Origin of the sequence: Enterobacter sp. JBIWA008, assembly GCF_019968765.1 — a bacterium.
In the GTDB taxonomy this organism is placed as follows: Bacteria; Pseudomonadota; Gammaproteobacteria; order Enterobacterales; family Enterobacteriaceae; genus Enterobacter.
Window position 1 is genome coordinate 4,579,082 of sequence record NZ_CP074149.1, and the last position, 14,603, is coordinate 4,593,684.

General features: G+C 55.9%; 14 protein-coding genes. 3 read left to right on the forward strand and 11 right to left on the reverse strand.

The features are described from left to right. Positions 1-169: 169 nt before the first annotated feature. The gene (gene fadB, locus KGP24_RS22220) at positions 170-2,359 is read left to right on the forward strand and encodes a fatty acid oxidation complex subunit alpha FadB (RefSeq protein WP_223561815.1); all 2,190 of its coding nucleotides are present in this window, start codon (positions 170-172) and stop codon (positions 2,357-2,359) included. A 9-nt stretch (positions 2,360-2,368) separates the two neighbouring features. Further along, the gene (gene fadA, locus KGP24_RS22225; RefSeq protein ID WP_223561816.1) at positions 2,369-3,532 is read left to right on the forward strand and encodes an acetyl-CoA C-acyltransferase FadA; all 1,164 of its coding nucleotides are present in this window, start codon (positions 2,369-2,371) and stop codon (positions 3,530-3,532) included. A 78-nt stretch (positions 3,533-3,610) separates the two neighbouring features. Here fadA and fre read toward each other — a convergent pair whose 3' ends face one another. Then, the gene (fre, locus tag KGP24_RS22230) at positions 3,611-4,312 is read right to left on the reverse strand and encodes an NAD(P)H-flavin reductase (RefSeq protein WP_223561817.1); all 702 of its coding nucleotides are present in this window, start codon (positions 4,310-4,312) and stop codon (positions 3,611-3,613) included. Between the two features lie 30 nt (positions 4,313-4,342). After that, positions 4,343-5,845 carry a 4-hydroxy-3-polyprenylbenzoate decarboxylase gene (ubiD, locus tag KGP24_RS22235; protein ID WP_223563558.1) on the reverse strand — a complete coding sequence of 501 codons (1,503 nt, stop codon included), beginning with the start codon at positions 5,843-5,845 and terminating at the stop codon, positions 4,343-4,345. A gap of 173 nt (positions 5,846-6,018) precedes the next feature. Between ubiD and rfaH the strand changes: the two genes are divergently transcribed. Further along, positions 6,019-6,510, forward strand: coding sequence for a transcription/translation regulatory transformer protein RfaH (gene rfaH / locus KGP24_RS22240; RefSeq protein WP_023309605.1), 492 nt, complete (start codon positions 6,019-6,021; stop codon positions 6,508-6,510). Here the strand turns inward: rfaH and tatD are convergent. The 9 genes from tatD to udp form a co-directional block, all read right to left on the reverse strand. Beyond that, a complete protein-coding gene (gene tatD / locus KGP24_RS22245; RefSeq protein WP_223561818.1) occupies positions 6,507-7,289 on the reverse strand; it encodes a 3'-5' ssDNA/RNA exonuclease TatD in 783 nt (260 codons plus the stop codon). The two genes, rfaH and tatD, sit on opposite strands and share 4 nt — an antisense overlap. A 41-nt stretch (positions 7,290-7,330) precedes the next feature. Then, positions 7,331-8,101 carry a Sec-independent protein translocase subunit TatC gene (gene tatC / locus KGP24_RS22250; protein ID WP_223561819.1) on the reverse strand — a complete coding sequence of 257 codons (771 nt, stop codon included), beginning with the start codon at positions 8,099-8,101 and terminating at the stop codon, positions 7,331-7,333. A gap of 2 nt (positions 8,102-8,103) precedes the next feature. Then, positions 8,104-8,646, reverse strand: coding sequence for a Sec-independent protein translocase protein TatB (tatB, locus tag KGP24_RS22255; protein ID WP_063145006.1), 543 nt, complete (start codon positions 8,644-8,646; stop codon positions 8,104-8,106). Between the two features lie 3 nt (positions 8,647-8,649). Then, the gene (gene tatA / locus KGP24_RS22260) at positions 8,650-8,904 is read right to left on the reverse strand and encodes a Sec-independent protein translocase subunit TatA (RefSeq protein WP_024908000.1); all 255 of its coding nucleotides are present in this window, start codon (positions 8,902-8,904) and stop codon (positions 8,650-8,652) included. Positions 8,905-8,980: 76 nt separating this feature from the next. Beyond that, positions 8,981-10,621: a ubiquinone biosynthesis regulatory protein kinase UbiB gene (gene ubiB / locus KGP24_RS22265; protein WP_223561820.1), complete on the reverse strand. Its 1,641-nt coding sequence runs from the start codon at positions 10,619-10,621 to the stop codon at positions 8,981-8,983. After that, positions 10,618-11,223, reverse strand: a complete 606-nt coding sequence (gene ubiJ / locus KGP24_RS22270) for a ubiquinone biosynthesis protein UbiJ (protein WP_223561821.1) — start codon at positions 11,221-11,223, stop codon at positions 10,618-10,620. Before ubiJ ends, ubiB begins: the two co-directional genes overlap by 4 nt. 13 nt (positions 11,224-11,236) lie before the next feature. Beyond that, positions 11,237-11,992 carry a bifunctional demethylmenaquinone methyltransferase/2-methoxy-6-polyprenyl-1,4-benzoquinol methylase UbiE gene (gene ubiE / locus KGP24_RS22275; RefSeq protein ID WP_023309612.1) on the reverse strand — a complete coding sequence of 252 codons (756 nt, stop codon included), beginning with the start codon at positions 11,990-11,992 and terminating at the stop codon, positions 11,237-11,239. 66 nt (positions 11,993-12,058) lie between these two features. Beyond that, positions 12,059-13,516, reverse strand: coding sequence for a DNA recombination protein RmuC (rmuC, locus tag KGP24_RS22280; RefSeq protein WP_223561822.1), 1,458 nt, complete (start codon positions 13,514-13,516; stop codon positions 12,059-12,061). A 139-nt stretch (positions 13,517-13,655) separates the two neighbouring features. After that, positions 13,656-14,417, reverse strand: coding sequence for a uridine phosphorylase (gene udp / locus KGP24_RS22285; protein ID WP_003860792.1), 762 nt, complete (start codon positions 14,415-14,417; stop codon positions 13,656-13,658). Positions 14,418-14,603: the final 186 nt, after the last annotated feature.

Sequence of the window (14,603 nt, forward strand, 5' to 3'; positions counted from 1 at the left end):
GACCTCAAGTCATCGCATCTTAGCACACCTCACTCCGCCTGCGTGATTTCCACCGACCGTGATCAATGCAGCAATTTCTTAATGAGTAGTTTGCATTTTATTAACATAAATCCCACACTCCGACTCATCTGGTATGACCAGATCCACTTGCTGGATTCAGGAGACTGACATGCTCTACAAAGGCGACACCCTGTACCTCAACTGGCTGGAAGATGGCATTGCCGAACTGGTGTTCGATGCCCCCGGCTCAGTGAACAAGCTTGATACCGCGACGGTGGCCAGTCTTGGCCAGGCGCTGGATGTTCTTGAAAAACAACCTGAATTAAAAGGGCTGCTGCTGCGTTCGAACAAAGCGGCCTTTATCGTCGGTGCCGATATCACCGAGTTCCTTTCGCTGTTTCTGGTGCCTGAAGAGCAGCTGAGCCAGTGGCTGCACTTTGCCAACAGCGTCTTTAATCGTCTGGAAGATCTGCCTGTCCCAACCATTTCCGCCGTTAACGGCTACGCGCTGGGCGGCGGCTGCGAATGTGTACTCGCGACCGACTACCGCCTGGCGACGCCGGACCTGCGCATCGGCCTGCCGGAAACCAAGCTGGGCATCATGCCGGGCTTTGGCGGCTCCGTGCGTATGCCGCGCATGCTGGGTGCCGACAGCGCGCTGGAGATCATTGCCGCAGGTAAAGATGTCGGCGCAGAACAGGCGCAGAAAATCGGCCTGGTCGACGGCGTCGTGAAGCCAGAGAAACTGGTTGAAGGCGCACTCGCCATTCTGCGTCAGGCCATTAACGGCGATCTCGACTGGAAGGCCAAACGCCAGCCGAAGCTGGAGCCGCTAAAACTCAGCAAAATTGAAGCCACCATGAGCTTCACCATCGCCAAAGGCATGGTGATGCAGACGGCGGGTAAACACTACCCGGCGCCGATTACGGCAGTGAAAACCATTGAAGCGGCCGCCCGTCTGGGCCGTGACGAAGCCCTGAAACTGGAAAATCAGAGCTTCGTCCCGCTGGCGCACACCAATGAGGCTCGCGCGCTGGTCGGTATCTTCCTCAACGATCAGTTCGTGAAGGGTAAAGCCAAACAGCTGACCAAAAACGTTGAGACGCCAAAACATGCGGCGGTACTCGGCGCCGGCATTATGGGCGGCGGCATCGCCTACCAGTCGGCCTGGAAAGGCGTGCCGGTAGTGATGAAAGACATCAGCGAGAAATCCCTGACGCTGGGCATGACCGAAGCGGCCAAGCTGCTGAATAAACAGCTGGAACGCGGAAAAATTGACGGGCTGAAGCTTGCAGGTGTGATCTCCACCATTCAGCCTGTGCTGGAATACAGCGGTTTCGACCGTGTCGACGTGGTGGTCGAAGCCGTCGTCGAGAACCCGAAAGTCAAAAAAGCGGTACTAGCGGAAACGGAAGATAAGGTTCGCCCGGATACCGTGCTGGCCTCTAACACCTCCACCATTCCAATCAGCGAACTGGCGAGCGTGCTGAAGCGTCCGGAAAACTTCTGCGGGATGCATTTCTTCAACCCGGTACACCGTATGCCGCTGGTCGAGGTGATCCGTGGGGAAAAAACCTCTGACGACACCATCGCCAAAGTGGTGGCGTGGGCAAGCAAGATGGGCAAAACGCCGATCGTGGTTAACGACTGCCCGGGCTTCTTCGTCAACCGCGTGCTGTTCCCTTACTTCGCCGGTTTCAGCCAGCTGCTGCGCGACGGCGCGGACTTCCGCAAAATCGACAAAGTGATGGAAAAACAGTTTGGCTGGCCGATGGGTCCGGCGTATCTGCTGGACGTTGTTGGCATTGATACCGCCCACCACGCACAGGCGGTGATGGCGGCAGGCTTCCCGCAGCGCATGCAGAAAGATTATCGCGACGCCATTGACGCGCTGTTCGACGCTAACCGCTTCGGCCAGAAAAATGGTCTGGGCTTCTGGCGCTATAAAGAAGACAGCAAGGGCAAACCGAAGAAAGAAGAAGATGCGGCGGTGGATAGCCTGCTGGCCGACGTCAGCCAGCCGAAACGCGACTTCACCGACGACGAGATCATCGCCCGCATGATGATCCCGATGATTAACGAAGTGGTGCGTTGCCTCGAAGAAGGCATCATCGCCAGCCCGGCAGAAGCCGATATGGCGCTGGTATACGGCCTGGGCTTCCCTCCGTTCCACGGCGGCGCGTTCCGCTGGCTGGACACGCTCGGCAGCGCCCGCTATCTCGATATGGCTCAGCAGTATCAGCACCTCGGCCCGCTTTATGAGGTGCCGGAAGGGCTGCGTAACAAAGCGCGCCATAACGAACCCTACTATCCCGCAGTTGAGCCAGCCCGTCCGGTTGGCGAGCTGAAAACGGCTTAAGGAGTCACAATGGAAAAGGTTGTCATTGTTGATGCGATTCGCACCCCGATGGGCCGTTCAAAAGGCGGCGCATTCCGCAACGTGCGTGCGGAAGACCTCTCCGCGCACCTGATGCGTAGCCTGCTGGCGCGTAACCCGGCGCTGGATCCGACTGCACTCGACGATATCTACTGGGGCTGCGTGCAGCAGACTCTGGAGCAGGGCTTCAACATCGCCCGTAACGCGTCGCTGCTGGCGGAGATCCCGCATTCGGTTCCGGCCGTCACCGTCAACCGCCTGTGCGGTTCGTCAATGCAGGCGCTGCACGACGCGGCCCGCATGATCATGACCGGCGATGCTCAGGCCTGCCTGGTGGGCGGCGTCGAGCATATGGGTCACGTCCCTATGAGCCACGGGGTCGATTTCCATCCGGGCATGAGCCGTAACGTGGCGAAAGCTGCGGGGATGATGGGCCTGACCGCCGAGATGCTCTCTCGTCTGCACGGCATCAGCCGTGAAATGCAGGATGCCTTTGCCGCGCGCTCTCACGCTCGCGCATGGGCGGCGACGCAGTCCGGTGCCTTTAAGAATGAGATCATCCCGACTGGCGGTCACGACGCAGACGGCGTACTGAAGCAGTTCAACTACGACGAAGTCATCCGCCCGGAAACCACCGTAGAAGCGCTTTCCACCCTGCGCCCTGCGTTTGATCCGGTCACCGGTACGGTAACGGCAGGTACTTCGTCGGCGCTGTCAGACGGTGCCGCCGCGATGCTGGTGATGAGCGAAAGCCGTGCCCGCGAGCTGGGCTTAACCCCTCGCGCTCGGGTACGTTCGATGGCGGTCGTGGGCTGCGATCCTTCGATCATGGGCTACGGCCCGCTTCCGGCCTCGAAGCTGGCGCTGAAAAAAGCGGGGTTAACCGCCAGCGATATCGATCTGTTTGAGATGAACGAAGCCTTCGCCGCGCAGATCCTGCCGTGCATTAAAGATCTGGGGCTGATGGAGCAGATCGACGAGAAAATTAACCTCAACGGCGGCGCGATCGCCCTCGGTCACCCGCTGGGCTGCTCCGGAGCGCGTATCAGCACGACGCTGATCAACCTGATGGAACGCAAAGATGCCCAGTTTGGTCTGGCTACGATGTGTATCGGGCTGGGTCAGGGTATCGCGACGGTGTTTGAGAGAGTGTGATAAAAAACCGGGTCGCATATGCGACCCGGCAGAAGTTTAGTTGCCGTTCTTCCCGCCTGTCAGGGGCGGGTTTTTTATTTAAATGAAGGCAAACGCATCGCCAAACAGGCGGTCTTCCCGCGCGTCACGTTCGTTACAGAACAGATCACGGGCGATTTTCGCCATCTCAAAACGGCCAGCAATATAGATATCATGCCCTGCCAGCGTGCCATGATCCTGCAGCACCGCCGTCAGCACTGTCCCATTACGACCACGCCAGCCCTCTTCCGGCTGCTCAACCACAGGCTCAATGCGCAGGTTAGGATGGGTTACGCTCAGCGCTTCCAGTTCAGACAGGTCGTACAGATGTTTCTCTTCGCGGCCACCCCAGTAAATGGTGATGTCGCGGTCCGGGTTTCGCGCCAGTGCGGTCAACAGAATAGAGCGCACATAAGAGAAGCCCGTACCGCCAGCGATCAGGATCAGCGGGCGGTCTTCGTCATCGCGAAGCCACGCATCACCGTGAGGAATATCCACCACGATTTCACGTTCCTTCAGGATCCGATCCATCACCGCCATTGCATACAGGTTAAGCTCTGACGCACCAATATGAAGCTCAATAAATTCCTGCTCCGCTGGCGTTGAGGCCATAGAGAAAGGACGCTTATCACGCTCATCCATCACGACCATCAGGTACTGACCCGCGCGGAAAGAGAATGGCGCTTCTGGCACTAAACGGACGCGATATACGGTGTCGGTGATAGCATCTACCGAGGTCACTTTACAGCTTAAGGTTGTCATTCGCTCTCTCTGTCGGCAAGTCTATAGGGCTTAACGGTCAGCTCGGGGTTTACCGTTATTCATTATGGCCAGCTCGTCCCAGATCGCGTCAATTCGCGCGGTCACTGCAGGATCTTTTTTGATCGGGCGACCCCATTCACGGTCGGTTTCGCCAGGCCATTTATTTGTGGCATCCAGTCCCATCTTTGAGCCAAGTCCGGAAACCGGCGAGGCAAAGTCCAGATAATCTATCGGCGTGTTTTCGACTAACACCGTATCGCGCGCCGGGTCCATTCGCGTGGTAATAGCCCAGATTACGTCATTCCAGTCGCGGGCGTTAACGTCATCATCGCAAACAATAACAAATTTGGTATACATAAACTGGCGCAGGAAAGACCACACGCCCATCATCACGCGTTTAGCATGGCCAGGATACTGCTTCTTCATCGTGACCACCGCCATGCGATACGAGCATCCTTCAGGCGGCAGATAAAAATCAACAATTTCCGGGAACTGCTTTTGCAGGATCGGCACAAACACTTCGTTCAGCGCCACGCCCAGCACCGCCGGTTCATCCGGTGGACGTCCGGTATACGTGGAGTGATAAATCGCATCTTCACGCTGCGTAATGTGGGTCACGGTAAATACCGGGAAATTATCCACTTCATTGTAATAGCCGGTGTGGTCGCCGTAAGGGCCTTCTGGCGCCATTTCACCCTGCTCAAGGTAACCTTCCAGCACAATCTCTGCACTGGCCGGAACTTCGAGATCGTTAGAGATACACTTCACGACTTCGGTTTTCGTTCCGCGCAGCAGGCCTGCAAACGCATATTCAGAGAGTGTATCCGGCACGGGCGTGACGGCCCCCAGAATGGTGGCCGGATCGGCGCCTAAGGCGACAGACACCGGGAAACGTTCCCCCGGATGTGCAGCGCACCACTCATGGAAATCCAGCGCGCCGCCGCGATGCGACAGCCAGCGCATGATGAGTTTATTCTTGCCAATCAGCTGCTGGCGGTAAATACCGAGGTTTTGCCGCTCTTTGTGCGGGCCGCGCGTAACGGTCAGCCCCCAGGTGATCAGCGGAGCGGCATCTTCAGGCCAGCACTGCATGATAGGGATTTTGGTTAGATCAACCGCATCGCCTTCCAGCACTTTCTGCTGGCAGGGCGCGCCACGCAGGCGTTTTGTGGGCATGTTCAGCACCTGCTTAAACTGCGGCAGCTTGTCGAACAGATCGCGGAAACCTTTCGGTGGCTCCGGCTCCTTCAGAAACGCCAGCAGTTTACCGACTTCACGCAGCGCCGTGACGTCTTCCTGGCCCATTCCCAGTGCGACACGACGCGGTGTACCAAACAGGTTGCACAGCACCGGCATGGAGTAACCTTTCGGATTTTCAAACAGTAATGCGGGGCCACCGGCACGCAGGGTGCGGTCAGCAATTTCTGTCATCTCCAGATAAGGATCAACAGGAAGTGTAATACGTTTGAGTTCGCCCTGCTTTTCCAGCAGCGTCAGGAAGTCGCGGAGATCGTGGTATTTCATGCAGTTAATCATGGCCTCTCTGTAAGCGCTTCATTATACGGCGTAAGCCTGCTTGATGCTGTAATTTTGTTAAATAAGCGTGAACTTATGCGTTCTGTTCCATTTTCCCCCATTATAATCAACTTAGCGATCCCGCCAGGGTTTTGATATGCTTGCGCCGCGAACTAAGGGAAAGAGTGATTATGCAGGCCTGGTATTTACTGTATTGCAAACGCGGGCAACTTCAGCGCGCGCAGGAACATCTTGAACGTCAGTCTGTAAATTGCCTGACGCCCGTGATCACGCTTGAAAAAATGCAGCGCGGGAAGCGCACAACCGTCAGCGAGCCGTTGTTCCCGAACTACCTGTTCGTGGAGTTCGACCCTGAAGTCATCCACACCACCACCATCAGCGCAACGCGCGGCGTCAGCCACTTCGTTCGTTTTGGCGCCCACCCGGCAACGGTTCCGTCAACGGTCATTCATCAGCTGTCGATTTATCAACAGCCTGAAGGGATCACCGACCCCGAAACCCCTTACACCGGCGATAGCGTCGTGATTACTGAAGGCGCTTTCGAAGGCCTGCAGGCGATTTTTGCCGAGCCGGACGGGGAAGCACGCTCTATGCTGTTGCTCAATCTGCTGAACAAGCAGGTACTGCAGAGCGTTAAAAACACCGACTTCCGCAAGCTTTAAACGTTTATCCCAAAGAGATTACGCACGTTGTCATCCGTCTGCGCCGAAAGCCAGTGCGGATCGTCTCCGCGCCACTTCGCAACGCTCTCAACAATGTGCCCCAGATACGCGGGCTCATTTCGCCGCGATGCCGGTTTGGGTTTCATATCACGTGGTAGCAGATAAGGCGCATCGGTTTCAAGGAGCAGCCGGTCGGCCGGGATTACCGGCAACAGCTCCCGAAGTTCAAGCCCGCGACGCTCATCGCAAACCCAGCCGGTAATACCCAGATAAAGCCCTCGCTTAAGGCAATCCACCGCCTCGTGCCGTGAACCGGTGAAGCAGTGCAGTACCGCGCCGGGCAGTTTATCCAGCCACGGATCCAGAAGTGCCAGGAAACGCTCATGCGCGTCGCGGCAGTGCATAAATACGGGCATTCCAAGCTCTGCTGCCAGCGCAAGCTGGGCAGTAAACGCCTTTTCCTGCTCTTCAGGCGTGGAAAAGTTACGGTTGAAATCGAGACCGCATTCGCCGATCGCCACAACGTCTGGCGTCTTCGCCAGCCTGTACAAGGTGTCGCCACTTTCCGCGGTCCACTGGCTGCTGTCGTGAGGATGGACGCCAGCGGTAGACCAGCAGCGATCGTAGCGCTGCGCCAGCTGCTGCGCCTGCTCGCTCTCATGCAGGTTGGTGCCCGTCAGCAGCAGTCCTTTCACCCCGGCGGCAAAAGCACGCGCAACCACCTCATCACGATCTTTCGCAAACTGCGAGCTGGTCAGGTTGAGTCCGATATCAAACATGCAAATCCCCATATAACAACCGCCCTGACGGGCGGCTGGTTTTACTCTTCAGTGGTCTTTTCGGGCGTATCGTCTTCGTCATCCGCTCGGCGCCCTTTACCCACGTAGAAACGCGAGAAGAAAACGCCGACCTCAAACAGGCAGTACATCGGTATGGCCAGCAGCGTCTGGGAGAACACATCCGGCGGTGTGAGCAACATGCCGACCACGAAGGCGCCCACCAGAATATACGGACGCTTCTTACGCAGGTCATCCGGGGTTGTTACCCCAACCCAGCAAAGCAGCACAATGGCCACCGGCACTTCGAATGCCACGCCAAACGCCATAAACAGCGCCATCACAAAGCTGAGGTAGCTGGCGATATCCGTCGACACCTGGACCCCTTCCGGCGCGGTATGCGTCAGGAAGCCGAAGGCCAGCGGGAAGACAACGAAATAGGCAAACGCCATGCCGATATAGAACAGCAGCGAGCTGGACACCAGCAGCGGGATCACCAGCTTGCGTTCATGCTTATACAGCGCGGGCGCCACAAACGCCCACACCTGGTAAAGAATGACCGGAGCAGAAGCAATCAGCGACACCCAGAAGGTCAGCTTGATGGGGGTAAAGAACGGAGAAGCAACGTCTGTTGCAATCATCGTTGCGCCCAGCGGCATCTGCTTGATCAGCGGCGCAGAAACCACCTGGTAGATATCGTTGGCGAAATAGACCAGGCACAGGAATATGACTAAAACTGCAATAATGCAGTTTAACAGGCGCTTACGCAGCTCAATGAGGTGCGTAATCAGCGGTTGAGTATCATCTACTGCCATGTTTACGCTTTATCACTCGACGAGGGGGATGATTCGGAAACGGACGCAGCGGGCTTCACTTCCGCCGTTTTTGCCACCGGCTCTTCCGGCTGCGCCTGTTTTTTCACTTCGGTTTCCTGCGGCGTCTGCTCTGGCGCGGCAGCCTGATGTTCAGCGCTGGCAGGCGTTACGCCCTCGCGCTGCTCCTCGCTGCCCTTCACCACCGGGTTATGGATGGTGTTCGCTTCGTCGCTCGCTTTTTCAGGATCGTTAACGCTATAGGAGCGTTTCATCGATTCCGCCGCTTCGCGCAGCTCATCCATTGACGCTTTCAGTTCCGGCGTCAGGTTATCCATGCTCGCCTTCTCGACCTTTTTCAGGCTTTCCTGAAATTCCTGCAGCTTAAGCTCCTGCGCCAGTTCATTTTGAACGGTCGATGCCAGCGATCTCAGCGCACGCACCCAGCCCGCAACGGTTTTCACTGCCACCGGCAGACGTTGCGGCCCCAGCACAATCAGGCCAATCACAAAGACCAGCAGGAGCTCACCAAAACCAATGTCGAACACGACTTACACCTGCTCTTTATCGTGGCGTTTAGCGTCTTCCTTTTTGGCTTCTTCTTGCTTATCGGCGATGGATTTAGCAGTAAAATCAGCGTCCTGGCTGGTTTTATCCTGCTTGCTCTCATCATCGCTCATCGCTTTCTTGAAGCCTTTGATAGACGCGCCCAGATCGGAACCAATAGAACCGAGCTTTTTGGTGCCAAACAGCAGCACGACGATGACGGCAATGATCAACAATTGCCAGATACTGATACCACCCATACATGTTCCTCAGGGATAGATGATTAAAGAGTCAGGTCGCATTATACGTATGCGACCCGTCGATAGCGACGCACGCTCAGCGCGTTTTTCGCCAGCCTGCTAGCCAGACTACCACCCCGCCAGCCATCAGCCAGGCGGGCATCATCTGCCAGTCCGGACGAGCGATCAGCAGCAGCGTACCGCTTAGCAGCAGCGTTGCGCCAATCCCAAAGAGATAGCGTGATTGTCCCTGACGAACGCGGCTGGACTGAAGTTCGCGGGCGATTTTATCCATACTGTGCTGAAGGTTCTTGCTCTGACGCAAACTGTCATAAACCAGTTCAGGAATTTCAGGCATTTTCTCTATCCAGAACGGGCCTTTCTCTTTCAGCGAGCGCACCAGCGCCGGAATGCCAACCTGATCCTTAATCCAGGATTCAAGGAAAGGTTTCGCGGTCTTCCACAAGTCTAACTGAGGATAGAGCTGTCGGCCTACACCCTCAACGTAAAGTAATGTTTTCTGAAGTAAAACAAGCTGTGGCTGAACTTCCATATTAAAGCGTCGAGCCGTGTTAAACAGGTTTAAAAGCACGTGCCCGAAAGAGATTTCCGCCAGCGGTTTTTCAAAAATCGGTTCACAAACGGTCCGGATCGCGAACTCGAACTCTTCGACGTTGGTGTCAGGCGGCACCCAGCCGGAATCGACGTGCAGCTCGGCCACCTTACGGTAGTCGCGGTTGAAAAACGCGATAAAGTTCTCAGCAAGATACCGTTTATCTTCTTTGTTCAGCGACCCCACAATCCCGCAGTCGATGCCGATATACTTCGGATCCTCAGGATGCTCATAGCTCACGAAGATATTGCCCGGGTGCATGTCCGCATGGAAAAAGCTGTCGCGGAACACCTGGGTAAAGAAGACCTGAACGCCACGCTCGGCCAGCAGCTTCATGTTCGTTCCCTGTTTCTCCAGGGCGACCACATCCGAAACCGGAATACCGTAGATACGCTCCATCACCATCATGTTCTGGCTGCAGTAGTCAGAATAGACTTCAGGCACATAGAGCATAGGGCTGTTTTCAAAGTTGCGACGCAGCTGTATGGCATTCGCCGATTCGCGCAGCAGGTTTAGCTCATCAATCAGCGTTTTTTCATATTCCCGCACCACTTCAAGTGGACGAAGGCGACGCCCGTCCGGCAGCAAGCGTGGTACCCAGCGCGCCAGACGATAAATCAGCTTCATGTCCGCTTTGATGACTGGCAGGATGTCCGGGCGAATGACCTTGATCACGACTTCTTTGCCGTTTTCTTTCAGGCGCGCTGTATGCACCTGCGCGATGGAGGCCGATGCCAGAGGCTGAATATCGAAATCATCAAACCAGGTTTCGACGGGTACATTCCCCATCGCCTCTTCGATTTGTTTTTTCGCTCGCGCGCCGTCAAACGGTGCGACGCGATCCTGCAGCATCGCGAGCTCATCGGCAATGAGAGGCGGGAAGAGATCGCGGCGGGTCGACAGCATCTGCCCGAACTTAATCCAAACCGGACCGAGCTCCTGCAGCGCCAGACGCAGACGCTCACCCAGCGGTTGACCTTTATGGCGATTGGGCATCCAGAACAGCATCCGCCGCCAGATACGAAGCGGCAGCGTGATACGCATTTTGGGGATAAGCTCGTCGAGCCCGTAGCTCAAAAAGGTGCGAATAATAAAATAGAGGCGCCGAATTTCACCAGGCGTCATTTGCCCTCCAGTTTTTCCAGCCGTTTGGTTAACGCATCAACCGCACGTTCAACAGCAGCGGTCTCTTCCGCAAACCATGCAACTTCCAGTGGCCCGGGCGCCATTCGCCACTCCTCAGTCAGTACTTCAGCCGCATAGCGTTGCTGGCGCTGGAGGCTTTTACGCGCAAAGGAGGTGCCACCATGAAGGACTTTCCCGATGCCTTCGGCGGCAATGTCGCCGATAAAAGGCGCGAGCAGCTCAGCCGGATCGAACTCCGCCAGATCGGTGAGCGCAACGAAGTTCTGCACGACCTGAATGTCGCCTTCCACTTCCAGCTCACCGCTGCGGATAAGCGCCGTTAATTGCTGACGATCGCGCAGTTTTGGCAGCACGCTCATGTGCGTGATGACCGAGCAGTCGGCTTCACCTTCCCACTCCCCCAGTACGTCAAGCTGGCGTTCACTGAATACCAGCACAAGCGGCGTCGAGAGCTCTTTTAAAACAATACGTAATACCTTCCCGTTTAGCCGCTGACGTGCGGCTTTCAGCGCAGGAGCGCGATACAGAAAAGCGTTCAGTACATTCTCGATGCCTGCGGAGACTAAGGGTTTAAAGGGCACGGGACACCTCCACTCAGAATTTGTAACCGCGATGCAGCGCGACGACACCCGCCGTCAGGTTGAAATATTCAACGTTCTCAAATTCTGCATCCTGCATCATGGCTTTTAATGTGTCCTGATCCGGGTGCATACGAATAGACTCCGCCAGATAGCGGTAACTTTCAGCGTCGTTAGCCACCAGCTCACCAATACGCGGCAGCACGTGGAAGGAATAGGCGTCGTAGGCTTTGCTCAGCGGCTCAATGATTGGTTTAGAGAATTCAAGCACCAGCAGACGTCCACCCGGCTTCAGCACGCGGTACATGGAACGCAGCGCTTTTTCTTTATCGGTCACGTTACGCAGACCGAAAGAGATCGTGATGCAGTCAAAGGTATTGTCCGGGAATGGCAGGGCTTCGGCGTTTGCCTGCACATATTCCACATTCCCCACCACGCCGATGTTACGCAGCTTTTCGCGTCCCATTTTCAGCATGGAGTCATTAATATCGGCGAGAACAACGCGACCGGTTTCGCCCACCAGACGCGAGAATTTCGCGGTTAAATCGCCCGTACCGCCGGCTAAATCCAGCACCGTTTGTCCACGACGTACGCCGCTACAGTCAATGGTGAAGCGCTTCCACAAGCGATGAATGCCGAACGACATTAAATCATTCATCACATCGTACTTCGCCGCCACGGAATGAAATACGTGGGCCACCATGTCAGCTTTCTGCGCTTTGGCAACAGTCTGAAAGCCAAAGTGCGTTGTGTCTTGTGAATCGTCAGCCATCTCAGAGCCTGCTTATCAGTAAAATGTTCGTGAAGTGTAACAGATTGGGCGCGTTTGCCCTACGTTTCAACCACCGCGAAAGAAACGCGCTGGAGTCTCGTCTGGTGATAAATCCGCCGCTAACGTATTGTCTTCACTGTTTGTCTTTTGTTCGTCCGCACCTTCTCGCAGGCGAAACTCGTCGTCCCGGGCGGTGGCCTGTTCGACCAATTCCGGATTAATCTCGCGTTTAACCTCAACCCCCAGGCTGCGGAATGATTCGGCCTGTGCCAGCAGGTTGCCACGTCCGGAGGCGAGTTTTTTCATCGCCTGGCGGTAGTTATCCTGCGCACGATCCAGGCTCTGCCCGACTGAAGACATGTCGTCCACGAAGAGGCGCATTTTGTCGTACAGCTTGCTGGCGCGGTCGGCAATCTGCTGCGCGTTGCGGCTCTGGTGCTCGTAGCGCCAGAGGTTCGCAATGGTGCGTAACGCCACCAGCAGCGTGGTGGGGCTGACCAGCATAATATTATTTTTGAGCGCTTCCGTTATCAGTTCGGGCTGTCTGTCGAGTGCCAGCAGAAACGCGGGTTCAACCGGGATAAACATCAGGACATAATCCAGGGAGCGGAGACCCGGCAGCTGCTGGTAGTCTTTTCTGCCGAGCAGGCGAATATGATTACGCACGGAGGCAATGTGCTCCTGCAGCGCGGATTCGCGCGTGTAGTCATCGTCCGCATTAAAGTAGCGTTCATACGCCACCAGCGTCATTTTGGCGTCGATCACTACATCTTTACCCTGCGGCAGCCGCACAATCACATCCGGCTGCATGCGAGAGCGGGCATCGTTTTCGATACTCACCTGCGTTTCGTATTCGTATCCTTCGCGCAGACCAGAGGCTTCCAGGACGCGGGTCAGCACCACTTCTCCCCAGTTGCCCTGGGTTTTGTTATCCCCTTTCAGCGCACGGGTCAGGTTGACCGCTTCCTGCGCCATTTGCGCATTCAGCTGCTGGAGATTGCGAATCTCATGCGCCAACGTGTGCCGCTCGCGGGCTTCCTGACCAAAGCTGTCCTGCACCTGACGGCGAAAACCGTCCAGCTGTTCACGCAGCGGCGTCAGCAGGCTGTTCAGGCTCTGGCGGTTCTGTTCGTCAACGCGGCGGTTGCTGTGTTCGAAAATTCGGTTGGCGAGGTTCTCAAACTGTTCGCTGAGACGCTGCTCGCTGTTGATCATCTGGCGGATTTTGTCTTCCGCATGCAGCTGGGTGGATTCAAGGCGGGTAGTGACTTCGCGGAGATCGGCCTCCAGCGAGGTGTTAATGTCGCGCAGGTTACGCAGCTCGTTGTTAAGTAATTCGCACTCGTCGCGCCAGTGTTCGCTCAGAGCAAGCTGCTGTTTTGTCGCGCTTAAATCGGCGACCATCTCTTCTCGCTCGGCCAGCTGGTCGGCCTTCTGCTGTGCATGCTGGTAGCTGGAAATCAGCCAGCCAATCCCTAAGCCCACCAGCGCAATCACCGCGTAAATCAGGATTGAGATATCCACAATGCCCCCTGCATCAACGTATTACCCGCACAAAATAGAATTGTGCTGTATAAACGTCCAGTTTGAAAGGGTTTTCCTGCGAGGCGCTACGCAAAAAATAAAGGCCGAACGCGTCGGCCTTTGATTTCAGAAGAGAGGATTAGATCAGGCGACGCGCTGCTTCCACCACGATTTTCACTGCATGACTTTCGGTCTGCTTCATGGTTTCGGCGTTCGGGATCTCCTGCTGGGTACGGTTGACGATAACGCCCGCCACCATACCGGCACGCAGACCCTGGCTTGCACACATGGTCAGCAGCGTTGCGGATTCCATTTCGTAGTTCATCACGCCCATGGACTGCCACTCTTCCATTGAGCCTTTGAAACGGCTTACCACGCGGCCTGAGAAGGTGTCGTAACGCTCCTGGCCCGGGTAGAAGGTGTCTGAAGAGGCGGTTACGCCCACGTGGGTGGTTGCGCCCACGGATTTCGCGGCTTCAACCAGCGCGGTGGTGCATTCGAAATCAGCCACTGCCGGGAATTCCATCGGTGCAAAGTGCAGGCTTGCGCCGTCCAGACGAACGGACGCGGTCGTGACCAGCACGTCGCCTACGTTGATATGCGGCTGGATAGCACCGGTGGTACCGATACGCAGGAAAGTACGAATGCCCAGCTGTGCCAGCTCTTCAACAGCGATAGACGTAGACGGGCCACCGATACCGGTAGAACACACGATCACGGCTTTACCATCCAGCTCTGCGCGCCAGGTGGTGAATTCACGATGGGCTGCCAGCTTAACCGGCTTATCCATCAGCGCGGCGATCTTTTCCACACGCTCTGGATCGCCAGGGACGATAGCGAGCGTAGCCCCTTGTAAATCGTTTTTGGTGAGGCCGAGATGAAAAACATCAGACTTAGACATAGGTGACTCCTCTGTGGGTCGGTTAGTCAGAAGAAGTAAAACGGTACTTTACAGAAGCAGTAAGCATAATTTCGTGACGTACCTCACCATGAATGAAAATGATTACATTGAATTTCCATAAAAAAGTGATTCACATCACATTAACAAGTTATATCGTCAGGTGCTGCACAAAAGATAGACCGTTTA